Annotated in this window: 23 protein-coding genes; 19 read left to right on the top strand and 4 right to left on the bottom strand. The window is 39.7% G+C overall.

The window, feature by feature from the left end:
• Positions 1–39 precede the first annotated feature (39 nt).
• The 9 genes from KH400_RS24155 (at position 40) to KH400_RS15585 (ending at position 7,152) form a co-directional block, all read left to right on the top strand.
• The gene (locus tag KH400_RS24155) at positions 40–225 is read left to right on the top strand and encodes a Flp family type IVb pilin (protein ID WP_246589692.1); all 186 of its coding nucleotides are present in this window, start codon (positions 40–42) and stop codon (positions 223–225) included.
• A gap of 146 nt (positions 226–371) precedes the next feature.
• Positions 372–863: an A24 family peptidase gene (locus tag KH400_RS15620; protein ID WP_217226159.1), complete on the top strand. Its 492-nt coding sequence runs from the start codon at positions 372–374 to the stop codon at positions 861–863.
• Positions 864–1,244 carry a TadE family protein gene (locus tag KH400_RS15615; RefSeq protein ID WP_217226157.1) on the top strand — a complete coding sequence of 127 codons (381 nt, stop codon included), beginning with the start codon at positions 864–866 and terminating at the stop codon, positions 1,242–1,244. It abuts the gene before it with no gap.
• 2 nt (positions 1,245–1,246) lie between these two features.
• A complete protein-coding gene (locus KH400_RS15610; protein ID WP_217226155.1) occupies positions 1,247–2,161 on the top strand; it encodes a TadE/TadG family type IV pilus assembly protein in 915 nt (304 codons plus the stop codon).
• Between the two features lie 28 nt (positions 2,162–2,189).
• Positions 2,190–2,771, top strand: a complete 582-nt coding sequence (gene cpaB / locus KH400_RS15605) for a Flp pilus assembly protein CpaB (RefSeq protein WP_217226154.1) — start codon at positions 2,190–2,192, stop codon at positions 2,769–2,771.
• The gene (locus KH400_RS15600) at positions 2,743–3,921 is read left to right on the top strand and encodes a CpaE/TadZ family protein (protein WP_217226152.1); all 1,179 of its coding nucleotides are present in this window, start codon (positions 2,743–2,745) and stop codon (positions 3,919–3,921) included. Before cpaB ends, KH400_RS15600 begins: the two co-directional genes overlap by 29 nt.
• A gap of 18 nt (positions 3,922–3,939) precedes the next feature.
• Positions 3,940–5,280: a TadA family conjugal transfer-associated ATPase gene (locus KH400_RS15595; RefSeq protein ID WP_312889218.1), complete on the top strand. Its 1,341-nt coding sequence runs from the start codon at positions 3,940–3,942 to the stop codon at positions 5,278–5,280.
• Positions 5,281–5,285: 5 nt separating this feature from the next.
• On the top strand, positions 5,286–6,236 hold the full coding sequence (locus tag KH400_RS15590; protein WP_217226148.1) for a type II secretion system F family protein: 951 nt from the start codon (positions 5,286–5,288) through the stop codon (positions 6,234–6,236).
• A gap of 4 nt (positions 6,237–6,240) precedes the next feature.
• Entirely contained in the window at positions 6,241–7,152 is a 912-nt protein-coding gene (locus tag KH400_RS15585; protein ID WP_217226146.1) for a type II secretion system F family protein, read from the top strand.
• Positions 7,153–7,263: 111 nt separating this feature from the next.
• Here the strand turns inward: KH400_RS15585 and KH400_RS15580 are convergent, their stop codons facing one another.
• Positions 7,264–7,566, bottom strand: coding sequence for a spore coat protein (locus KH400_RS15580; protein ID WP_217226144.1), 303 nt, complete (start codon positions 7,564–7,566; stop codon positions 7,264–7,266).
• Between the two features lie 14 nt (positions 7,567–7,580).
• Complete coding sequence (locus tag KH400_RS15575; RefSeq protein ID WP_217226142.1) at positions 7,581–7,784, bottom strand: hypothetical protein; 204 nt, start codon at positions 7,782–7,784, stop codon at positions 7,581–7,583.
• 189 nt (positions 7,785–7,973) lie between these two features.
• Between KH400_RS15575 and KH400_RS15570 the strand changes: the two genes are divergently transcribed.
• Genes KH400_RS15570 through KH400_RS15555 form a run of 4 tightly spaced genes read left to right on the top strand, consistent with a single transcriptional unit; the run spans position 7,974 to position 12,821 of the window.
• Positions 7,974–8,954 carry a pyridoxal-phosphate dependent enzyme gene (locus KH400_RS15570; RefSeq protein ID WP_217226140.1) on the top strand — a complete coding sequence of 327 codons (981 nt, stop codon included), beginning with the start codon at positions 7,974–7,976 and terminating at the stop codon, positions 8,952–8,954.
• 45 nt (positions 8,955–8,999) lie between these two features.
• Positions 9,000–9,980, top strand: a complete 981-nt coding sequence (locus KH400_RS15565) for a cyclodeaminase (RefSeq protein ID WP_217226138.1) — start codon at positions 9,000–9,002, stop codon at positions 9,978–9,980.
• A gap of 50 nt (positions 9,981–10,030) precedes the next feature.
• Positions 10,031–11,197 carry a M24 family metallopeptidase gene (locus KH400_RS15560; RefSeq protein WP_217226136.1) on the top strand — a complete coding sequence of 389 codons (1,167 nt, stop codon included), beginning with the start codon at positions 10,031–10,033 and terminating at the stop codon, positions 11,195–11,197.
• Between the two features lie 58 nt (positions 11,198–11,255).
• Positions 11,256–12,821: a long-chain-fatty-acid--CoA ligase gene (locus KH400_RS15555; protein WP_217226134.1), complete on the top strand. Its 1,566-nt coding sequence runs from the start codon at positions 11,256–11,258 to the stop codon at positions 12,819–12,821.
• Between the two features lie 77 nt (positions 12,822–12,898).
• Here KH400_RS15555 and KH400_RS15550 read toward each other — a convergent pair whose 3' ends face one another.
• A complete protein-coding gene (locus KH400_RS15550; RefSeq protein WP_217226132.1) occupies positions 12,899–13,744 on the bottom strand; it encodes a manganese catalase in 846 nt (281 codons plus the stop codon).
• Positions 13,745–14,001: 257 nt separating this feature from the next.
• Between KH400_RS15550 and ablB the strand changes: the two genes are divergently transcribed.
• Positions 14,002–14,805, top strand: a complete 804-nt coding sequence (gene ablB, locus KH400_RS15545) for a putative beta-lysine N-acetyltransferase (protein ID WP_217226130.1) — start codon at positions 14,002–14,004, stop codon at positions 14,803–14,805.
• Between the two features lie 135 nt (positions 14,806–14,940).
• Here the strand turns inward: ablB and KH400_RS15540 are convergent, their stop codons facing one another.
• A complete protein-coding gene (locus KH400_RS15540) occupies positions 14,941–16,182 on the bottom strand; it encodes a benzoate/H(+) symporter BenE family transporter (RefSeq protein WP_217226128.1) in 1,242 nt (413 codons plus the stop codon).
• A 685-nt stretch (positions 16,183–16,867) separates the two neighbouring features.
• On the opposite strand from KH400_RS15540, the gene KH400_RS15535 reads away from it, so the two are divergent.
• The 5 genes from KH400_RS15535 to KH400_RS15515 all read left to right on the top strand — a co-directional run bounded on the left by KH400_RS15535 (position 16,868) and on the right by KH400_RS15515 (position 22,786).
• A complete protein-coding gene (locus tag KH400_RS15535) occupies positions 16,868–17,569 on the top strand; it encodes a response regulator transcription factor (protein ID WP_217226126.1) in 702 nt (233 codons plus the stop codon).
• 91 nt (positions 17,570–17,660) lie between these two features.
• Entirely contained in the window at positions 17,661–19,058 is a 1,398-nt protein-coding gene (locus tag KH400_RS15530) for a sensor histidine kinase (RefSeq protein WP_217226124.1), read from the top strand.
• 293 nt (positions 19,059–19,351) lie between these two features.
• Positions 19,352–19,606, top strand: a complete 255-nt coding sequence (locus KH400_RS15525; protein ID WP_369009382.1) for an SHOCT domain-containing protein — start codon at positions 19,352–19,354, stop codon at positions 19,604–19,606.
• Positions 19,607–19,829: 223 nt separating this feature from the next.
• On the top strand, positions 19,830–20,234 hold the full coding sequence (locus KH400_RS15520) for a MerR family DNA-binding protein (protein WP_217226120.1): 405 nt from the start codon (positions 19,830–19,832) through the stop codon (positions 20,232–20,234).
• Positions 20,235–20,317: 83 nt separating this feature from the next.
• Entirely contained in the window at positions 20,318–22,786 is a 2,469-nt protein-coding gene (locus KH400_RS15515; RefSeq protein ID WP_217226118.1) for a heavy metal translocating P-type ATPase, read from the top strand.
• Positions 22,787–23,119 lie beyond the last annotated feature (333 nt).

The raw sequence follows: 23,119 nt of genomic DNA, 5'->3' as shown, positions 1-23,119 counted from the left end.
CACTAACTATAGAATCTAAATAAAGGATGGATGGTAAACATGAAAAATCTTTTATATAAATTATTACGCGAAGAAAAAGGACAAGGGATGACGGAATACGGGTTAATTCTAGGAGTTATCGCCGCAGTTGGTATTGGTATCTTTTTCACATTTGGTGAAACAATCACTGATCGTATGCAAAGTATTATCGACTCGTTAACTAATGATTTTAACCAGCAACCATAGTAATAAATTCCCTCTTTTCTCTTATTTGAAAAGGGGGCTTTTTTTATACCCTTTTTTTACCATCACATATCAATGCAGAAGTTGGTTGATAGTAAGAATAAGGCATTTTATCTTCTTATTTCTTTTTTAAGCAGGAGGGAACGAACGTGATCGATGTTCTACTTTGGATCGTCTTAGTGGTCTCGTTAATCACTGATTTACGGGAGCGGCGCATTTTAAATATCGTCACATTACCTGCGATTGCTGTTGGGCTTGTTTTTCACCTTTTTACAGATGGATGGAGTGGGTTGCTCTTTAGTGGTGGTGGCTTTCTTGTGGGGGGATTGCTATTATTTATCCCATTTGCTCTAGGTGGGGTTGGTGGTGGTGATGTGAAATTGTTAGCGGCAATTGGCGCATTGAAAGGAACAGGTTTTGTGTTTAGTACCTTTTTATTTACGTGTTTAGCTGGAGGATTAATTGCGCTAAGTTTATTAATAAAAAATCGTCAGTTGAAAATGTCTCTGCAAAGAATCGGTGGCGCAACGGCATTAAAGACGTTAGATACATTGGATAAGGGTGACATCCATCATGCTTTCCCTTACGGTGTTGCGATTTTTATTGGAACACTATGTGCGTATGTTTGGGGGCGGATGTAAATGAATTCAGAAAAAGGACAAACAACAGTCGAGTTAGCATTGAGCGTAACGGTTATTTTGCTATTGATTTTTGGGATGGTTGATTTTGGGCGAATTTTTCATGCGAACCTTGTTATCAATCATGCAGGTCGAGAAGCGGCACGAATGATGAGTGTCGGCGGGAGCGATGCAGACATTATTCAGTCGGCACGAACGGCATCAGCGAGTCTTGATGCAACAAGGCTGACGGTCTCGGTCTCACCAAGTCGAACAGAACGTCGTAGAGGTGTGCAAGCAACGGTTGTGCTATCGTACTCGATTCAGATGACGACCCCGTTTTTATCTGCAGTTGTACCGAACCCATTAGTGATTACGAATCGAACGGTAGCGAGGATGGAATGACGATGAAAAAACAATTACAAAATGATCAAGGTGTTGTTATTGTCATTGTTGCTTTAATGATGACTGGGGTTATCGGATTTTTAGCCCTAATCATTGATGGAGGGATGATGTATCTTGAAAAATCGAGACTCCAAAAAGCAGTGGACCATGCTGTGTTAGCTGGGATGCAAAACTTACCTTTACGTGAGGATCGTGCGTTGGCAGCCGCAAACGAAATTGCTTATGGAAATGGAGTACTTCCTTCTGAGTTGACGATTTCATTATCGGATGATCATACGGTTTTACGAGCTGAAGCGCGTAGAGCGGTTCCGTTGTTTTTTGCTGGTGCACTTGGTTTTTCTGATCCCACCGTTTCAGCCTCAGCAACTGCACAAGTAGGCTCACTTTCATCCGTAAGAGGAGCCATTCCTCTCGGGGCCTATGCGGCTCGACCCTTAACGTTTGGGGACGAAGTACAGCTGAAAGTCGGATCTGCTGGTACAGATACGAGCTTTTTCGGGGCTTTACAGTTAAGTGGCTCGGGTTCTTCGAATTTTGAGAATGACTTAACTCGTGGCTATCAGGGAACACTTTCTGTAGGTGATATTTTAATGACAGAAAGCGGAAATATGGCACGGCCAACAGAACGAGCGATTCAGGAGCGGTTTAGGGGATGTCCATATCATAAAACACCGACGTATTTGGATCACCCTGATGATTGTGCACGTGTTGTTGTAATTCCCATATATAAAGAAGTAACACCTGGTGATTTTAGTCGCGTACGAATTGAAGGATTTGGGTCATTTTTTATCAACCATGTTGGCAGGGTCAATGAAGGAGCACCAATTACCGGAGTGTTCCTTGAATATTCCTATTCAGGTGAGTTTTCAACAGAAATAACGAACTATGGTTCTTATGCCTATAAATTAGTCGAGTAGACCTGCTCGGGTCAAAGGGGATTTTCGTATGAACATTAAAAAAATTTGGATGATGGCAGCGATTTTTGGGGTTGTGACTTCCGGACTTTTTTTGTTCTATCTATCAACTGTATATCAAGAGTATGAGATGCCAGACGGTGAAGGAGACGAACCAATTGTTGAAGAAGAAGTGGAGCTCGAACCGGAAATGGAACCGTTATTAGACATTGAGGAAGGTAAGCGAGCGATCTCCATTGCGGTAGGTGAAGTTGAAGGGGTTGCTGGTCATATCCTGCCTGGGAATTTTGTGGATGTCATCTCGATTGTGCCGACCGATGAAAGAAGAACAACGGCTGACATTCTCTTAGAGCAAGTGAAAGTACTCGCGGTTGGACATGCCCTAGCGGCAAATCCTGAAGTAGCACAGCCACAGCCAACGAATTATCAAAACGTGACGCTCGAGTTAACGCCTGAGGAAGCTGCGGTGTTAGCCTTTTATGATCACGAAGGGTCAATTGTATTAATGCTTAGAGGAGATATAGATTCAACAGTGGCCCGAGAGATCGAATTTGAAGAATCGGTTAAGCCAGGAGGTGATTTTTATGAAGATGAGATGGTTGGCACTCGCTGATTCTGAAAATAAACTAAACGAAATCAAAATTGTTGCGCGGAGGCACGGAAAGGTGTTAAAGCACTTTTCGGTTGAAAGAAACTTAAAAAAGAACATTCAAGCCAATCAAGGAACGATTATTTTTTTATATGAAAGCACCACCTATGATATTTATGAATTATGTGGAGAATTATCGTTTGCTTACCCGCTCGTAACAATTATTTTAATAGCCTCCAAAGAAGAGATCGATCTAAAAAAAGCGATGTATGTCGGTGCCGTCGATGCGCTCGAAACACCGTTGCAGGAAGAGGACATCACTCAAGCCGTCAAAAAAGCAGAAAGCATTATTGAATTTAAAACGGAAAACACAACCCAGGTCAAAGAGAAGGAAAGATCACCAGCACAGGTACTGACCGTTTGTAGTACGAAAGGTGGCGTTGGGAAGACAACGATTGCGGTGAACCTAGCTGTATCACTAGCTAAACAAAAGAACAAAGTCGCAATCATTGATCTTGACTTGCAGTTTGGAGATGTCTCGATTTCCTTTGACGTCCAACCGAAGACAACCATCTATGAGTGGATTAAAGAATCCTATGAGGTGACAGAGGAGAAGAAAGTAAAGCCATTTATGGTCACGCACAAATCGGGTGTTGATATTCTCTCTGCACCGTTGCTACCGGAGTTTGCAGAAGTCGTCAATGGTGAACATGTATCGTTCATTTGTGAGGCACTGATGTATGAATATGATTATATTATTTTTGATACACCGCCTGCGCTTGTAGAGACTGTCCTTGTTGCTCTTGAGTATTCTCAAGAAATTTTATTAATAACAGCAATGGATTTGCCGACGTTAAAAAATGGTAAGCTAGCGATTGAAACGTTAGCGCTGCTTGGGTTGAAGGACCGTATAAAAGTTGTTCTTAATCGTGATGCTGAGATGGAAGGAATGACCATTGAAACTGTTAAAAATATTATGGGGATCGATGTTTATTCTCGAATTGCTAGTGACTATAAAGCGGTGGTGTCCTCATTAAATAAAGGGGAACCGCTCGTTCTATCTCAAAATAAATCAGCAGTTGCCAAGGGGATTGTAACACTTGCGGATAAACTTACTGGAAAGAATGATCAACCGAAGAAAAAACCACGTTTATTACGGCTCTTTAAAAAGTAAGAACGGAGGCGAAAACTCGTGTCATTATTGCAGCGTTTAAATGAGAAAAATGTCGCGACGACAACGAAAGCTAGTCATGAAAAAGTAAAGGATAAACGGGTTGTAAAAGAACCAAATCTAAAGTCAAAGCTTCATAAATTCGTCATGGATGAATTGAAAAAGCATAATGACATTTCTGACGAGGAATTAACGGAATTAATTCCGCAAATTGTCACCCCTTTTTTTGAAGAAGAAGGTGAACGGTTAACGTTTGAAGCAAAGAAACATTTAATCCAAACTGTAACGGACGAATTAATGGGTTATGGACCAATTACACCATTATTAGCTGATCGTTCCGTGTCGGAAGTGATGGTGAATGGGCCTGAGCAAATATACATTGAAAAAGATGGTAAGTTAGTCAAAAGTGATTTTAGTTTTCGTGATGATGATCATGTTCTCCAAGTGATTGAAAAAATCGTTGCGCCATTAGGACGGCGAATTGATGAAAGTAGTCCAATGGTTGATGCAAGACTTCCTGATGGTAGCCGTGTCAATGCGATTATCCCTCCATTAGCCTTAAATGGCCCAAGTATTACGATTCGTAAATTTCCGGAAAACCGCCTTGATATTAATGACCTCATTACCTTTGGCACATTAAGTGAAGAAATGGCGAAATTTTTAGAAGGATGTGTTAAAGCGCGTCTCAATGTTTTTATTAGTGGAGGAACAGGCTCTGGGAAAACAACCCTACTGAATGTCCTTTCCAACTTTATTCCAGATACGGAACGAATTGTCACAATTGAGGATGCTGCGGAATTACAATTAGGACAAGATCATGTCGTTTCTTTAGAAACACGTCCGCCTAACATTGAAGGCAGAGGAGCAGTATCGATTCGTGACCTGGTGCGAAACTCGTTACGAATGCGCCCTGATCGTGTCATTATCGGAGAGGTTCGTAGTGCAGAAGCGCTTGATATGTTACAGGCGATGAATACCGGGCATGACGGCTCTCTTGCGACTGGACACTCGAATACTCCTCGAGATATGATTTCTCGCCTTGAGACGATGGTACTAATGGCTGGAGTTGATTTGCCGCTACGAGCGATTCGTAATCAGATTTCAGGAGCGATTGACCTCATCATCCAACAATCAAGGTTAAAGGACGGTAGCCGTAAAATTACCCACATTACTGAAGTGTTAGGGATGGAAGGGGATACCATCATTCTTCAGGATTTATTTGTATTTAAGCAAACCGGCTTAACAGTTGATGGAAAAATTGAAGGGACGTTTACCTCAACAGGGATCCGCCCTGATTGTGCCGATAAATTAGAGCGATATGGGATTACACTTCCTGCTGAGTGGTTCCAAGAGGAGGTGTAGGCGCGATGTTTTTCATTTTGTTCGTTGTGTTTACCGTTCTATTTGCTGCGATTGGCATGTGGTTTGGTAAACGGAACGAAAGGTATGAGCAACGGATTGGAAAATATTTACCACGTGAAAAAAAAGAAAAAAAGCGAGTCGAAAAAAAGGAAGCAGCAACTGAACGTCGTCGGCTTATTGAACAGCTTGGAAGACCATTTCAGAACGTGAGATTTGTACAAAAATGGGAGATAGATTTAGAGAAAGCAGGGTTGACGATTAATGCTGAAGGCTTTTTTATTATGCGCCTCGTCTTAGGTGGGCTCGCGTTTGTGGTTGCATTTATTATCGATAGTCTGTTTATTGTAATGGTGTTATTTTTTATCGGTGGCTTCTTTCTTCCTATTTTATATTTAAAAAGGAAAAAACAATTGCGACTCGTACAATCCGCACAACAGCTGCCACATGCACTCGGAACGATGGAAACAGCTATGAAAGCGGGTTTTAGCTTTATCCAATCGATGCAGGTTGTTGCTCAAGAAGTTCCCGACCCTCTTGGACCGGAGTTTAATAAGACGATTCGCGAAATTAATTTAGGTGAAACAATGGAATCGGCGTTTGCGCATTTACTAAACCGATTGCCAAATGAAGATTTGAAGCTTGTTGTCAGTGCTTTATTAATACAGCGCACTACTGGTGGGAATTTGGCTGATCTTTTAGGATCGATGCAGGAGACGATTCGGGAGCGAGTTCGTATTCAGGAAGAGTTGAAAACGCTCACGTCACAAGGACGGATGTCAGCATGGATCATCACGTTACTACCATTTGTATTGGGCCTATTATTAAACTTGATGAATCCCGAATACTTTGAACCACTGTTTACACACCCATTAGGTTGGTTTTTAATGAGTGCCGGAGTTATATCAGCGTTGATTGGTTGGATCGCTATTCAAAAAATCATCAACGTGGAGGTGTAGATGGATGATTGCTTTGCTATTGTTTATAATGGGAAGTTTGTTCTTCACGTGTCTCATGGCAGGTCTATTATCGCTTATGTTGTCACAACGCTTACAAGTTGAAAAGCGTGTTGTTGAATTAATGGATCCGATTCAGCCTGTTGAAAACATACAGGAGGAGAAAAATAGAACGTGGTTTAGGCCGATCATGGGGAGGATTGAGTCGTTGTTACGAAAATACGTAACAAGAGAAAAAGAACAAGAATTACGAACGAAAATACGGCAAGCCGGTACACCATTTAATCTGACCCCGATTCGTTTTATAATCGTACAAATTGGCTTTGGGATTGGGTTGTTCTTTTTTATTCTTTTGTTATTTTTTCACAGTGCTGAAAGTCAAGCTCGTGTCATCTTAGCAGCGCTAGTTGTTGGTGGAGTTGGATTTTATTATCCGGTTCTCTATTTAAAAGATAAACAAAAGCGACGAACACAACAAATTAAAAAATTGATGGCTGACTTTTTTGATATGGTTAATATCTCGATTGAAGCTGGCTTAGGGTTAGACGGAGCATTGAATAAGGTCGCCCGGCAAATGAAAGGGCCATTATCAGAGGAGTTTTTGGTTGCGCTCGATGATATGAAACTTGGTAAATCTAAGCGCGAGGCTTTTACTGAACTTCGTGAACGTGTCCCTTCCGATCAGTTTCAAAGTGTCATCAGTGCTCTCATTCAAGCCGATCAGATGGGGATTGGAATGACAAAAGTGCTGCGAGCGCAAACGGCTAGAATTCGCGAGCAAAAACGTCAAGAAGCGAGAGAACAGGCGATGAAAGCACCTGTAAAGATGATGATTCCAATGGTTTTATTTATTTTTCCAACGTTATTTATTGTTCTACTAGGTCCGTTAATCGTGACTGCGATAACTGAATGGCTGTAAAAAAGGGCTGAGTCAAAATGTGGACTCAGCCTTTTTTTACAGGTGTAATCGAAAAAACCGCTATGAGTGTTCATAGCGGATGACGTCGATAGGCGATTGCCAATGTGTACCCTATTGTTGTGGCTGATGACGGCCCGGATTTAAGTTTTGTTGCATTAGGCCTTGGACCTCGCCAATTTCTTCAGGTGTCGCATCATCAACCGTATACCAGCCCCGCTCATTCATTAACTCGTAGAGGTCTTGTTGGTGAGCTAAGTATTGTTGCTGACACTGGCTGTAAATTTGCCGTAATTGCTCATTACTTGCTTCGAGGATCGTATGGCTGACACTACGGCAACGGTTTTTTTCTAATTCGAGGCAAAGCTGGGCAATCTCACGATCTGTTAGTCCTTTTGATCCAATATTGTTTGGCATCGTATCTTCCTCCTTTACTGTGGATTTCCGGCTTGGTTAAAATATTGGCTCAAATCAGCCACTCGTAGTTGGTGCTCTTCAGCCATTTGCTCAAGCCGAGTCGCAAATTCCAAGTCAGAGCATTGGCTTGCACACCAATTGAGTGTTTTCGCTGTAATTTGTTCAGCACGAATTTCATCTTCAATAAACGCTAATTCTTTTGTTGTTAATGAGGTCATTACGATTTCCTCCTTTTACAAGATACTCACTGCCTACAATTATATTGTTTATTTCGTGATTAGTTACTATTCAGGTAATTTTTGTTTTTACATTGGCTGGAATGATATTTTTTACGCTCATAGAGGCATCCTTGCAATTATATACATAAAGTAAATGACTTTATTTACAGGGGAGACTGATAGTGGATCATGACAAACAACAGTGAGCAACTCACCCTCCGACATTTGTTTGAAGCGAAAAGACGAATTCAATCACTTATGAAAAAATCACCATTAAAGAAGTCACACCATTTGTCAGAAAGATTAGACGCAAATGTTTACGTAAAAATGGAAATGACAAACGAAATTGGAGCATTTAAACTGCGTGGTGCAGCGAATAAAATGCTTGCTCTTACAGAAATGGAAAAAAAGCGTGGCATTACAACGTTTTCGACAGGCAATCATGGCTTAGCGATAGCATTTCTTGCAGGTGTGCTAGGGATCAGAGCAGTGATATGCATTTCAAACCGAGTACCAAACGCGAAAGTCGATTCGCTCAAGCGACTTGGTGCAGAGGTGAAGGTAATCGGTGAGTCGCAAGATGATGCTGAAAATGAATGTCAACGCCTTAAAGAGCAAGAGGGTCTAACCGTGATTCCTCCTTTTGATGATCCTTATGTAATAGCTGGTCAGGGAACGATTGCCCTTGAATTAATGGAAGATCTACCTAGTATCGATCAAGTTGTTATTCCACTCTCTGGCGGGGGCTTACTATCGGGTATCGGCCTTGGCTTAAAGGAGGTTGACCCAAGTATAGGCGTCAAAGCTGTGTCGATTGAAGGTGCCTCAGCCATGGAAAAAAGTTTGCAAGCAGGAAAACCAGTGGCAGTCCCTGAAAAGACTACGCTTGCTGATAGTTTACTTGGTGGAATCGGTCAAACGAATCGCTACACACTTCCGCTTGTGAAGAAATATATGGATGAGCTTGTTTTAGTGAATGAAGAAGAAATTGCAGAAGGTATGCGATTTCTGTTAACCAAAGAGAAAATTATCGCAGAAGGAGCGGCAGCTACAGGAATTTCTGCATTATTAAAGGATGCTGATTCGGTAAAAGGGCAGACAATCGCTGTGATTTTGACTGGGAACAATGTCGCCCCTGACGTTTTAGCTTCTTTACTCAGTGAAGGGTAGTAAAAACTTAATGGCAAGGACCGCATAGTGAAGGGGGAATAAGAAATGATTGTGTTTACAGAGAAGGAAATTAAAAAGCATATCGCCTTAGATGATGCATCGATTGCAGTGATTGAGGATGGGTTTTCAAAATTAATCACTCAAAACGTTGCTATGCCTCCAATCATGAGAGTGGATATCCCAGAACATCAAGGAGAAGTAGACGTGAAAACAGCTTATGTGCCAGGAAGGGATCACTTTGCGATTAAAATCTCGTCTGGTTTTTTTGAAAATGATAAGTTAGGACTTCCAAGTGGAAACGGAATGATGATTTTAATTCATGCAAAAACAGGTGTTCCTGCAGCAGTTCTTGCCGACCAAGGATATTTGACGGATATCCGAACAGCGGCAGCAGGAGCGATAGCTAGTAAATACATGGCAAAAAAACAAGTTCAAACCGTCGGGATCATCGGGACTGGAAGTCAAGCACGTTACCAGCTTCAAGCATTGACAAATGTGCGCTCATTTACTGATGTCATCGTATATGGACGGAATCATAAGCGTGTTCAAACGTATATCAATGAAGTTAAGTCTTTTTGTGATGCGACCTTTACCGTTGCGGACTCCATTGAAGAGGTCGTTAAAGCTAGCGACATTGTTGTTACAACAACACCAAGCACAAAACCATTGATCAAATCTGACTGGCTCCACCCTGGGCTTCATATTACAGCGATGGGCTCAGACGCTGAACACAAACAGGAGCTTGAAACAGGTGTCTTCACTTATGCTGACCACATCGTTTGTGATGTTAAGTCGCAATGTTTGCGCCTAGGAGAACTTCATCATGCCTTTGAAAAGGATTTGCTGACACATACTGATAAGATCATTGAATTAGGTGAGGTTACGTCAACAGGATGTTCGCCTAGAAACAATGACAACGAAATAACGATATGTGATTTAACTGGTACTGGCGTCCAAGATACGATGATTGCAGAATTGGCCTATCAGACATTAATCACTCGTCACGCTGGCACCCGCCTTTCCTAAGTAACTTTCATGACTAGGATTGAAGAATAAATAAGGGAAGGTGAGCACAGATGTTTACCGAAGAAGAGTATCAAGAACGCCTGAAAAGGACGAAGGAACGTATGGATGTAGAAGGAATTGAGGTGTTACTCGTAACCAATCCTTCAAATATGAATTACCTGACAGGGTACGATGCATGGTCATTTTATGTGCACCAAATGGTCATTGTCATTCTCGAACAAGATCAGCCAATTTGGATTGGTCGCAAACAAGATGCGAATGCCGCGAAATATACGACGTGGCTGGATTCGAAGCATATAGCCTTTTATACCGATGAGTATGTTCATTCACGAACGAGACATCCGATGGACTATATTGCCGCTTATTTAACAAAAATAGGTGTTGGCAACCGTGTGATTGGTGTTGAGATGGAGAATTATTATTTTACAGCTAAGGCATTTGAACAATTAAAGAAGGGTCTTGCACATGCTGTTTTCAAGGATGTGACGCTTCTTGTCAATTATTTAAGAATGATTAAATCAGATAAAGAAATACGTTATATGAAAAACGCAGCAACGATCGCTGAAAGAGCCATGCAAACAGCGATCAATACGATCGCTGAAGGGGTGCGTGAAAATGATGTAGTAGCTGCAATTTATCAAACTCAAATTAGTGGCACATTGGAGTTTGGTGGTGATTATCCAGCGATTGTTCCATTACTTCCTTCCGGCGAGAAAACATCAGCCCCCCACATCACATGGTCAGATGTTACTTACAAAAAAAATCAAACGGTCATTATTGAACTTGCAGGCTGTTATAAACGGTACCATGCCCCGCTCGCGAGAACAGTGACGGTAGGTTTCCCGACGAAAGAAGTAAAGGACTTGGCTGAGGTTGTCATTGAAGGGATTAATGAAACCTTACTTGCGATTCAACCTGGTATGACCTGTGAGGAAGTTGAAGCGGTCTGGAGCCAGTCGATTGCAAAGTATGGGTTTATGAAAGATTCTCGATTAGGGTATTCAACCGGGTTAAGTTACCCGCCAGATTGGGGGGAACATACCGCAAGTATCCGCAAAGGAGATAAAACAATTCTACAACCAAATATGGCTTTTCATTTGATTCCTGGCATTTGGTATGACGACTACGGTGTTGAAATTAGTGAATCGTTTTATGTCACTGATACAGGCTGTGAGGCATTTGCTGACTTTCCAAGGCAGTTATTTATTAAGAAATAATCTTTTTGTTTATTACGAAATGATTATAGGGTGATTCATAGTTAAAGGGGAGAGGCTTATGGTGTATCAAGAAACAATGCAAGCGTTGTTTGAGCCCGCATTTGCTAAGTATCAGTCGCGCGTAGCAATTAAATATGAAGGAAGGGAGTATACGTATCAGCATGTAAATCAAGCAGCTAACCGCTTAAGTCATGCGCTTCAGAGAAGCGGTGTTGGACCCGGTGATCGAGTGGCTTTAGTCATGAAGAACTGTCCAGAGTTTCTAATTTCCGATCTAGCGATTATGAAAGCTGGTGCAGGGAAGGTTCCCCTTAATGATATGTTAGGTGAACGTGAAATGAAGTATATGTTACAGGATTCAGGTGCAAAAGTAGTGATTGTCGCACCGGAATTTTACCGTCGAGTGGCTAAGATGAAAGCTGAACTACCTGCGCTTAAGGAGATCATTGCAATCACGGACGATGAACATCTTCCGCAAGGTTTTACCCCTTGGTCTAGGTTTACGGACGGAGAAAGTGATGAAAATCCATCCCCAAGAGCTATACCGGAAGACTTGTATATATTAGGGTACACAGGCGGTACAACTGGTAATCCCAAGGGTGTTGTGCATACACAAAGAAATGGTTATCTCAACCTTTGCTCGCATTTGATCGAAACAGGTATGACATATGGGGAGCGAGTTCTACTAACCACGCCACTGCCTCATAGTGCCGGCTCGTTTGCTCTAACCGGCTTACTTCGCGGGGCGACAATTGTTCTCGAAAAAGCTTTTAACCCAAAACGAGTGTTAGAGCAAATCGAAACAGAGAACATTACCTTTACATTTATGGTTCCAACGATGATTTACCGAGTTTTAGATGAATTAAAGGAAGCAAACTTTAATGTATCATCATTACGTACGATTATTTATGGTGCAGCACCGATTACGGCTGCGCGTTTAAAAGAGGGATTAGACCAATTTGGTCCGGTTTTTTTGCAATTTTTTGGCCAAAGTGAATGTCCTAATTTTATTACGAAACTCGAAAAAGAAGATCATACCCTAGAGCCAGGTTATATCCATCGTCTTCGTAGCTGTGGACGTCCGGTTACGATGACTGATGTGCAAGTGGTTAATGAGAATGCTGAGCCAGTAGCTACTGGGGAAGAGGGAGAAATTATTTGTCGATCCCCTTATGTGATGAATGAGTACTTCAATTTACCAGAGAAGACATCCGAGACGATACGTGATGGCTGGTTATTCACTGGTGATGTTGGGAAAATCGATGGGGATGGGTTTGTCTATTTGTTAGATCGAAAAAAAGATATGATCATCAGTGGTGGGATGAATATCTACACAACAGAAGTAGAAGATGTGATTCAAAAACACCCTGACGTTGCGCAAACGGCTGTGATTGGTGTTCCGGATGAAAATTGGGGGGAGATGGTTTTGGCGTTTGTAATTCCGAACGGAGAAGCGTTGAAAACCGATGAGCTTACCTCCTTTTGTAAACAGCACCTCTCTTCGTATAAACGCCCAAAGCGGTTTGAACTGACTAAAGAATTTCCACTTACCCCCTATGGAAAGATCGATAAAAAAGCGCTTCGTAAACCCTATTGGGACCAACAGGGAAGGAGCGTGAATTGATTGATTTGTTTATATCTACAAAAAACGGGGTCAGGACAAAAGTAAAACAACCTTTTGTCCCAGCCTCGTTTCTTGCTTTAAAAAGGTTTCGGGTGTGGGTGTAAGTGTTGTGGTAGTGTGTTATGCATATAGGGTGGTGCTGGCTTAAGAAAAGGGCGGTCACCATAAGCTGGTGGTTGCGGGACATAATTAAATACACCTAACCCATCCATACTTGGACCACTTGCCCACTTTCCGTATTTGCTTTCTTCGCCACGTGAAAAATTCATATGGGAGTAGGAAACTTGCTGTTTTTCCAGTTGGCGTGGGAATGAGGTAGGAACAACAACTCCTTCTTTTGCTTCAAGTTCGGCAATCGCTGCTTTCCATTGATTCTGATGCATCGTATCTCTAGCGATAAGAAAAGAAAGCATATCTTTCACACCACGGTCGGTGGTTTGTTCGTATAACCGTACAGCTTGCAGTCGACCTTGTGATTCTGCATTTAAATTCGCGCGAAAATCAGCTAGCAAATTTCCGCTAGCGATGATATAATCAGCGGTCCACGAGTTTCCAACACTATCCTTTGGTGAGGCATCTAAACCAGAGACAATCGCATGCTGTGGATTCATGCCACCAAGAATTGTGGCAATGACAGGATCTTCGGCAGCTTTTTCTTGTTCATGGACTGGAGCACCATCCAATAGACGAGCAATCATGGTGGCTAACATTTCTACGTGAGCGAGTTCTTCAGTACCAACATCCATGAGTAAATCACGGTATTTTCCGTCGCCGCGCGTATTCCACCCTTGAAAAAGATATTGAAGGGCAACAGAAATCTCACCGAATTGCCCGCCTAGAATCTCTTGTAGTTTTTTTGCATAGATAGGATCTGGACATTCCGGCTTAGCTGGATGTTGTAACTCTTTGACATGGAAAAACAAGTAAATCACTTCCTTTTAGCTGTCATATTCTTTCCTTATCATGTAGCCGCTGTTGTTCATTGGAAGGAAGAAGAGTTCATAGATGTTCGTGATTTCTTAGGAAGGGTTAGGCCAATAGTTATATATTTTTATTATTACTGCTTACAATGACAACAGCTTGGGAAGCATCCCGAAAATGAGATGAGGAATGGATTGTAAGGAGCTTGAATATTATATAGTAACAGCAATAAGTACGATCAGTTAAGGGAGGGATGTAAGTGAATACGAGTTATGCAGAGGTGGATGTATATAACGACCGAATTGTTGCTTATGTGACTGATTCACCGCAACGAATTTTATGTCAAATTGACTCCTTGCAACAAGAACATCAAACTGGAAAGACGATTATTTATTCGATTAAAGTAAATGAGCCTACCTTGCGACGCAACGGTTATCAGCTTGAGGGCAAAATCGACGGTCTATTTAATGGGCAACAGGGTTATGTGTTTTCAAAGTTTTATAATAAAGAGCGTAAAACTTCGAATCATGCGAATGACCAGGAAAAAATAAGAGAGATTGCCGCACGCGACAAGAAGAAGATTCTTGAACCATTAGAGCAAGGGATTTCGATAGAGGTATTTCGTGGAGATGACCACGAGTTAGCTTCATTAGCTTCATTGTATCAAAAAGTCTTTGATAAGTACCCAACGAACATTTTTGATATCGAATATATTAAAAAGTCCATGAATGACAACTATTTTTTTGTTGTGGCAAAACATGATGAGAAGATTGTTTGTGTCGCCTCAGCCGCTATTAATCAGTTTCATAGTGCAGAAATCACTGATTGTGCCGCAGACCCAGACTATCGTGGCAAAAACCTGCTCATTCATGTTATTCGTGAATTAGAAACTCAGTTAAAACGGCGAAATATCTATCATTTTTACTCATTGACGAGAGCGATATCACCGGGAATGAATCTGACGATCAAACGGTTAGGGTATACGTATCAAGGGACGCTCGTTAAAAATTGTGTGATTGGTACAGGCTTTGAAGATATGAATATTTGGACAAAACAAGTTTGAGAAGGGATGGGGCATCAGTGACGATAACTTCTCCCTTCTGCGTTTTAAGCTTTTCCGTTTTATGAAATGATCGAAAAATCAAAACATGGCATCTCTAAGTCGAGTGACTTTTGAGATGCCTATTGATCGTTGGGATTATGCCGTCTTTTTGTCCTTTTTCTCTGTTTGATACGTCTTCTCATTCTCAATATACCGAGCAATAAGCGTGCCGATTAACAAGGCCCATACCGGTGCACTTATACTAGCGATTGTTATATTGGATAACGCAATAATGAAGGCAAATGTTGTACTTAATTTTAACGATTGTGTAGAAAAACTCTGGTGCAGACTATTTCCAAATACACCAAGGAGTGAAAATCCTACAATAATAGAAATAAACGCTGTTGGTAATGATAGGATAAGTGGAACTAGTTTCCACGAAAATAAGCCGAATAATAAAAGAAGGATACCTGCAACAACGGCCCCCATGTAACGTTTTTCTTTAGGTCCGGCTTCATGGTCGGAACAGATTGCGGTTGCCATCCCAGCAATATTAGCTGATTGACCTCCAAAGAAACTCGTTACAATTGAAAAAAAGCCACTTGATGTGAGAATGGAATTTACTGGTACCTTATATTTATTTTGGTTTAAGGCACCTAGAGCGACCGCTGTATCATTACTTAAAATGAGTAAAACGAGCGGAATGGAGATCGAGAGCAAGCTTAATGCATTAAACTCCGGCAAGTGCGGTTGTGGGATAACTAGTCCTAAAGACGAGCCAGCACCATCGATTGGATATGTTAGGAGTAATACAATAAACCCAACGGTAATTGCAGCAATAACAGGCGGAATGTTTATTTTCCATTTGCTAAAAATAAAAAAAGCAAGCAGGGAGACTAGCCCTATTAATGCTAATTGGTTAATCGAAATGATAAAGTCAATCATATACGTAGTAATCATCCCTGCTAACATGGCAGAAAGAACTTCTCTCGGTATTAAACGTATGAGTTTTGAGAAAAAGCCGCTGACTCCGATCAATAACATAAGGATTCCGGAAATGATGTATGCACCTATTAATTCATGGTACGTAAAAAGAGGTGCTGCTGTCGATAAAAAAGCAACACCCGTAAGAGTATGCCCACCAGTAATAGGGATACGGTAATATAAAGGAAGAAGAATCCCAAATAAACCTCCAAATGTATACACTGCAAATACCCATAAAACTGTCTCTGTCACGCTAAAATTCCAATTGGATGCCGCTTCCAAAATGAGTGCGGTAGGTCCTGTAATGACAAATATCCCTGCAACAATTCCTGCCGCGATATTTTTACGATGTAAATCTTTTAATGAAACCAAAGAATTTCCCTGCCATTTATGTTTTCTATGATGAGTATTCATGGTCAAACCCCCTTCCAGAAACGAAACTAAAATCTATGATTTTGGGCCACTCTTTCTATCTATTCAAATCATAGTGGATTAAAATACAAAAATCCAACCTAATACTGAAAGAACAACGATTATAGGAATGAGAATCGTATACATGAATAATTGATTATTGATACTCTGACTACTTCTATACTCGGAGTCTGTATCTTTTGTGACCGATAATGTAAGGACGAGAGCTACTATGCAAAAATGGCGACTAAAATAATTAAAAAAGTCATGTTTCCTCCTTGTTTTTTTACAGATTAATTTGATCATTAGTTTAAAGTATATTATCTAGTTTATCTAAAAATAAGTAGATGGCAACCAATTGATACTAGCTATAGCTTTAATGATGAGATGCTGAGAGAGGAAATTGGAAAAAGTAGAAGTTGTTAAGCTAATGATAAAAATAAAGCTATCTACCGTGGTTCATACCTACGAGCATGTCATAAGGTATCTATTTAAAGATAAAAGGATAGAATTTCATTGTTTCTACACACTTTTTCTCTAAAATATTGGAGAAGGCTTTATAGTTGCAAAGACAAAGATATTTATAATTTTTTATGTTATTCGACATAAGGTGATATGATCGAACGAATCAAAGTAGTTTAAAATAATATCTAGGACTAATTAACTTTTTCTGATGGAGGAACGTACAATGCAGAAGAGAATATTAATTGTTGATGATGAATTAGAAATGAGGAACTTATTATCGATCTGTTTAAAGCCCCAAGGTTATGTGATTGAAGAGGCAGTTTCTGGCTATGAAGCTCTACAAAAAGTGATGGACCGTACTTATGATTTAATAATATTAGATATTATGATGCCCACTGTTGATGGGTTTGAAGTACTAAAAAAAATTCGTGAAGCTATCGATGAGGAGTTACCAGTCATATTATTGACTGCTTTAGGTGAGTCGGAAAAAGTGGTTGAGGGCTTGCAAACTGGTGCTGATGACTATATCACAAAACCTTTTGAACCTCGTGAGCTTGTAGCTAGAATCGAATCCGTATTGAGGAGAGTAAATCGTGATACAAAAAAGGAACAGTTCAGAGTACATGACCTTCAATTTGACTTAGAAAAAATGAAAGTTGCATATCGAGGAATGACCATTCCTTTTACGAAAAAAGAATTCAACTTACTAAGTCGGTTAGCAACTAATACAGGACGAGTATACAGTCGTGAGCATTTATTAGAATTGGAATGGGATGATCATTACGGGGGGGATACAAGAACAGTTGATGCACATATAAAAAATATACGGGAAAAATTAAAGCAAGTTAACTTTGAAAAAAGGATCATTGAAACAGTTTGGGGTATTGGTTATCAAATGATTGAGGAGGGCTGTGCCTATAAATGAAGTGAACAAAAAAGAGCCCGCTTGGTATTATAAGAGGTGCCCGAAGCTGCAGCGCATGAATCTTTAAATTAGTAACCAAGGAGTAGTAGCTATGAAGAAACGGTTATCAACAAAGATTACAATGATCATTGTTTGTTTGTTGATTATTGTAATTAGTATGATGATCTTTATGTCCTATACGATTTCAAAAACTTTTTATAAAAACAATTTAACAGAAGATGTGTCGCATCGGATCATTGCTCATACGAGAGTTATTCAAGAACATTTTGAATTAGAAACGATTCAGCATGTGTTAACGATGGAAGAAAAGGACGATGTTCATTTGGTCCTTTTTGATGTAGACCTCTCTACCGTAGTTAAGTCTAACCATGTTCAGGATGAATGGATGGTAACCTATTATGATTGGGTAAATGAACAACTACAAACATATAACGATTATCCTATTATCGATTATTTTAATACAGGGATCGATTTTCATATCCCGCACATTTGGGCATTGCAGCCTATTATTGTAAATGATGAAATCAAAGGATATTTATTTATCGATCAAGATACAGGTCAGTTTGAGCAAACGAAGGTAAAGTTAGCAGTGGTATTAATCATCATGGGTATTTTAACATTTACTATAGGGTTTCTAATGACGATCTATTTAACTAGAAAAATTTCAAAACCGCTTACTGAAATGGGAAGAGCGGCAAATCAGATTGCTAAAGGTGATTTTGATAATACACCTAGCATTACGGGTGAAGATGAGGTTGGACAGCTAGCTAGTGATATTTCATTGATGGCTAAACAATTAAAAGAATACCGTGATTCGAGACAGCAATTTATCTCACATATTTCACATGACCTCCGGACACCAATTACTTATATTAAGGGATATTCAGCAATTATGAGAGATACTGATGATATTGATAGAAAGGATTTGGATCGAAATTTAGCTGTTATTTATCAAGAAGCAACGAGAATGGAACATTTAGTAAGGGATTTATTCCAGTTAACAAAGTTAGAAGAAGGTCGTGTTAGCTTAGAGTTAGAAACGATTAAAGCTGTACCATGGTTGTACTCGATTTTAGAAAGTAGACAGCTGATGTTTGATCAAAATTCTTTAACATACGAAATTATTGCAAATGATGATATGGAATTAACGGTTGATCAGCATCGTATGGGTCAAGCAGTTATCAACCTCATTGAGAATAGTATAAGATATACAGTCAAAGGGGGGAAAGTTACACTGAAATTAAGTGAAAATGATCACCACACTATTATTGAAATTAGTGATACAGGAAGAGGAATACCTAGAGATGACTTACCTCATATTTGGGATCGTTTCTATAGGGTTGATAAGTCTCGGTCTAGTAAAAGTGGTGGCAGTGGTTTAGGACTTGCTATTGTAAAACAAGTGATAGAATTACATCAGGGTGATGTCAAAGTAGAAAGTGTTGAAGGCAAAGGAACAACATTTTTTATCTATCTACTGAAAAGATAAAATATCCTAATGATTAATAAGTGAAAAAAACTAGATCTTTATAAACAAAAGGCTTATGTTCGTCCAAGTATGATCGCAATTTTTGTGGTGAAAGTTGAAAGCTACGAAGACGATACAGGTGGTAATTATTTAGCTTGTGAAATCCCACATAATAAATGTCTGAAATATGGATCCTATTCAACTTCATACTTTCTTTATACTTTTTTGTTATATTTTGTAATAATAACTCGTTGGAAGAGTCAATAGACAAGGTGTAAAAATGGTAAGTCCTGATTATAAGGAGGTAAATCGTGATGAACTTTGGAGAGCATATGAACTGGATGATGGGTGGCCTAGGAGCCACGTCAATGCTGATTATGATGTTATTTCATATTGCAGTCTTCGTTGGTTTTGTTTATTTTATCATTTATCTAGTGAAAATTTCAAAGGAAAAACAAAATTCTGAAACCCCTAATCATTTGATCATTTTAGAAGAGAGGTTTGCAAAAGGGGAGATAAATGAAGAAGAGTTTAAACGAATGAAGAAGGTAATGACCGAAAATGGATAGGGAATGTATTGCCTATAATACGATCGAGAAGGTCGCATAACAAGAGCTAGGGCTAAATAAGTGCATAGGCGCGAACAGTCTTACACACGTTTGTAAACCTTTTTTATTAGCCGTATTAAGGGACGGTCATGGATAGTCAGATTTTAATATAAAAATTCATGAAAGGTATTGACTTTGTAGTAAGGTACTGAGTTTATTATATATTTAAAGGGGGGAAGGAATAATGAACCTAACGAGGTCTCAATTAGCGAAAGAGTCAAATATAAATACGGAAACAATTCGATATTATTTAAAAAGAGGGCTGGTTGCTGAACCGCCTCGTACAGAGTCAGGGTATAGATTATTTCCAACAGAAACTGTAAAACGAATCTCATTTATTAAGAGGTCACAAGAATTGGGATTTACTTTAGAAGAAATTAAAGAATTATTGACAATTTCAGATCATAGAAGTTGTCACGATGCGAAGGAAGTAAAAGAAATCACAGATAATAAAATCGAACAGATTGAGAAAAAAATTAAGGATCTTCAAAGGATGAAGGATGCCCTAGAATTGCTTTCTATAGAATGCCCAGGTAAAGGGTTTTCGGTCGATGAATGTTCAATCATAAAAAGTCTTGCTGGAGAGTAAAGGTTCGTAGAGGTAGTGCTCCTCATTGATCGGGTATTATTTGTAAGGTTCAATCCTCTAAGGATATAAAGGAGGGATAAACGATGAAAATGATTTTTTCTGTTCAAGGTATGACTTGTGCCTCTTGTGTTAATCGGGTTGAGAAGATAGTGGCTAGAATAGAAGGAGTCAAATCAGTCAATGTTAATTTGGCTTCGAACCAAGCACAAGTGGAAGTTGACCCTTCAAAGGTGAGTTCTAAGCAAATCATTGAGGCTATTGAAAAGCTAGGTTACGTTGCTAAAAATATGGATGAAAATCATGAGCAAAAAGAAAAGAAGTTGTTGTTATCCATTCAAGGTATGACATGTTCTTCTTGTGTTAATCGTGTAGAAAAAGTGATATCAAAGCTCGATGGTGTGAGAAGTGTCAATGTAAATCTAGCAGCAAATCAAGCTCAGGTCGAGATTCAGGATGGAAGTTTAGATCCACAAACCATTATCACAGCTGTAGAGGAATTAGGCTATGAAACCTCGTTCATTGAAGATGATATGGAAAGTGACGTTAAGGATGTCCAGGAACTAGAAACTAAAAAGTTAAGAAAGGATTTTACTTATAGTGCCGTCGTAACGATCATCGTCTTAATAGGTAGTATTCCTCATATGATGGAAGGATGGGGGGCTTGGCTTCCTGACCTTATTACAAACCCCCTCTTTCTTTTACTTTTAACAAGTTACGTTCAATTAGTTCCAGGGTGGAGATTTTATAGCAATAGTTACAAAGTGCTGAAAAATAAATCTGCTGATATGAACGTATTAGTGGCAATGGGAACAACATCTGCTTGGTTATATAGTGGAGCGATGACATTATTCCCGGTAACCTTAACTGACATGGGCTTCCCTTATCAATTGTACTATGATGTAACGACAGTTATTACAACATTAATTTTGTTAGGTCGCTATTTTGAGGCAAAGGCAAAAGGAAAAACATCAACTGCTATTAAGACATTAATGAGTCTTCAAGCGAAAACAGCAAGAGTAAACCGAAACGGGAAAGAACTAGAAATCCCAGTGGGTCAAGTTGAAATTAACGATGAGGTTATCGTTAGACCAGGTGAACGAATTCCAGTCGATGGTGTTGTCATACGAGGGAAGTCAGCAGTTGATGAATCGATGCTGACTGGTGAATCGATTCCAGTTGAAAAAACAGAAGGAAATGAAGTCATCGGTGCTACGATTAATAAATCTGGAAGCTTCACGCTACGAGCTACAAAAGTTGGAAAAGAAACGGCATTGGCACAAATCATCCGTATGGTGAATGAGGCCCAAGGATCAAAGGCGCCGATTCAGCGCATTGTCGACCTTGTTTCTGCCTACTTTGTACCGTCTGTTGTTGTTATAGCTACCCTTTCATTTATCGTTTGGTATGTTGTTGGTCCAGATCCTTCCTTGATTTTTGCACTTACTACGTTTATTGCCGTATTGATAATTGCTTGTCCTTGTGCACTAGGATTAGCAACACCTACTGCGATTATGGTAGGTACAGAAAAAGGTGCTGAAAATGGGGTGTTAATTAAAGATGCCACTAGCTTAGAACTTGCTCATAAAACCAATACGGTTGTATTGGATAAAACAGGAACGATTACAGAGGGGAAACCGAAACTCACTGATTTATTTTCAACCAACATTGTTTCGGAAGATGAATTATTAAAAACCGTCGCCTCTGTTGAGACATCATCTGAGCATCCTTTAGGTGAAGCAATTGTTTCTGCTGCTAAAGAAAAGGGGTTATCATTGGATGAAGTCACATCATTTGAAGCGATTGTTGGGCATGGTATTTTGGCAAATGTTAACGGAAAAGAGGTTTTAGTTGGAAATATAAAGTTAATGAAAAAATTTGAGATTGACGTTGGGCAATTAATCGATAAGACAGAGCAATTAGCTGATCAAGGAAAAACGCCAATGTATGCTGCCATTAATGGACAATTTGCTGGTGTTATTGCCGTAGCTGATACTCTAAAAAAGAATACCGTGCAAGCTGTACAAATGTTAAAAGCAATGGGACTTGAGGTCATTATGCTAACGGGGGATCATAAGCGTACCGCACAAGCGATTGCAAAAGAAGCCGGAATTGATCATTTTATTGCGGAAGTTTTACCGGAACATAAAGCAGAAGAGATTGAGAAGTTACAAAATGAAGGAAAAGTCGTGGCAATGGTTGGCGATGGTATTAATGATGCTCCCGCCCTTGCTCAAGCAGATCTTGGAATTGCACTAGGTACCGGGACAGATGTCGCAATGGAAACAGCAAACATCACCCTCATGCGAGGAGATATCATTGGAGTAGTTACCGCCCTCAAGCTATCGAAAGCTACAATGAGAATGATCTGGCAAAACCTTGGATGGGCTTTTGGGTATAATGTGGTACTAATCCCAGTGGCTGCAGGGTTATTATATCCATTCTTTGGTCTATTTTTAAATCCAATGCTAGCGGGTGCAGCAATGGCATTTAGTTCTGTATCTGTGATATTAAATACACTCCGATTAAGAAAGTTTAAAACGGAGGTTGTTTAATGGGTGATTTTATTACCTAATGAGATACGTTTAAGATGTTAGCCGGATTGATACGAAAATCATCCAGATGAATTGATTTTCTAGAAAAGTAATTTATAAGACGTCTAGAATAGCGTAATAGATTATAAAAAGAAGGGTAGGTTAGTGGAAAATTCGCTGAAACCTATCCTTCTTTCTTAATTATTATTTAGCGGCAGCTCTTATACTATAATTTATATGTTCCTATATGCTTATAGTAAAAAAAGAGTTGTCGATGTCACGGAATGTTCATTTTTAGTTTTTGTTTTCTTCATACTTTCTTTATACTTTGCTTTTATGATCATGGTATAGATA

This window comes from Desertibacillus haloalkaliphilus (assembly GCF_019039105.1).
GTDB classification, from domain to species: Bacteria; Bacillota; Bacilli; order Bacillales; family KJ1-10-99; genus Desertibacillus; species Desertibacillus haloalkaliphilus.
The sequence above is the reverse complement of the archived record's forward strand: the minus strand, read 5'-3'. Positions and strand labels throughout refer to the sequence as shown.

Bases quoted from the DNA above. Each gene is read 5' to 3' on its own strand.
- KH400_RS15560 (WP_217226136.1), top strand. From the start codon at position 10,031: ATGTTTACCGAAGAAGAGTATCAAGAACGCCTGAAAAGGACGAAGGAA.
- KH400_RS15540 (WP_217226128.1), bottom strand. From the start codon at position 16,182: ATGAATACTCATCATAGAAAACATAAATGGCAGGGAAATTCTTTGGTT.
- cpaB (WP_217226154.1), top strand. From the start codon at position 2,190: ATGAACATTAAAAAAATTTGGATGATGGCAGCGATTTTTGGGGTTGTG.
- KH400_RS15615 (WP_217226157.1), top strand. From the start codon at position 864: ATGAATTCAGAAAAAGGACAAACAACAGTCGAGTTAGCATTGAGCGTA.
- KH400_RS15555 (WP_217226134.1), top strand. From the start codon at position 11,256: ATGGTGTATCAAGAAACAATGCAAGCGTTGTTTGAGCCCGCATTTGCT.
- KH400_RS15600 (WP_217226152.1), top strand. From the start codon at position 2,743: ATGAAGATGAGATGGTTGGCACTCGCTGATTCTGAAAATAAACTAAAC.
- KH400_RS15530 (WP_217226124.1), top strand. From the start codon at position 17,661: ATGAAGAAACGGTTATCAACAAAGATTACAATGATCATTGTTTGTTTG.
- KH400_RS15575 (WP_217226142.1), bottom strand. From the start codon at position 7,784: ATGACCTCATTAACAACAAAAGAATTAGCGTTTATTGAAGATGAAATT.
- KH400_RS15585 (WP_217226146.1), top strand. From the start codon at position 6,241: ATGATTGCTTTGCTATTGTTTATAATGGGAAGTTTGTTCTTCACGTGT.
- KH400_RS15520 (WP_217226120.1), top strand. From the start codon at position 19,830: ATGAACCTAACGAGGTCTCAATTAGCGAAAGAGTCAAATATAAATACG.
- KH400_RS15610 (WP_217226155.1), top strand. From the start codon at position 1,247: ATGAAAAAACAATTACAAAATGATCAAGGTGTTGTTATTGTCATTGTT.
- KH400_RS15580 (WP_217226144.1), bottom strand. From the start codon at position 7,566: ATGCCAAACAATATTGGATCAAAAGGACTAACAGATCGTGAGATTGCC.
- KH400_RS15515 (WP_217226118.1), top strand. From the start codon at position 20,318: ATGAAAATGATTTTTTCTGTTCAAGGTATGACTTGTGCCTCTTGTGTT.
- KH400_RS15590 (WP_217226148.1), top strand. From the start codon at position 5,286: ATGTTTTTCATTTTGTTCGTTGTGTTTACCGTTCTATTTGCTGCGATT.
- KH400_RS15565 (WP_217226138.1), top strand. From the start codon at position 9,000: ATGATTGTGTTTACAGAGAAGGAAATTAAAAAGCATATCGCCTTAGAT.
- KH400_RS15535 (WP_217226126.1), top strand. From the start codon at position 16,868: ATGCAGAAGAGAATATTAATTGTTGATGATGAATTAGAAATGAGGAAC.
- KH400_RS15525 (WP_369009382.1), top strand. From the start codon at position 19,352: ATGAACTTTGGAGAGCATATGAACTGGATGATGGGTGGCCTAGGAGCC.
- KH400_RS24155 (WP_246589692.1), top strand. From the start codon at position 40: ATGAAAAATCTTTTATATAAATTATTACGCGAAGAAAAAGGACAAGGG.
- KH400_RS15570 (WP_217226140.1), top strand. From the start codon at position 7,974: ATGACAAACAACAGTGAGCAACTCACCCTCCGACATTTGTTTGAAGCG.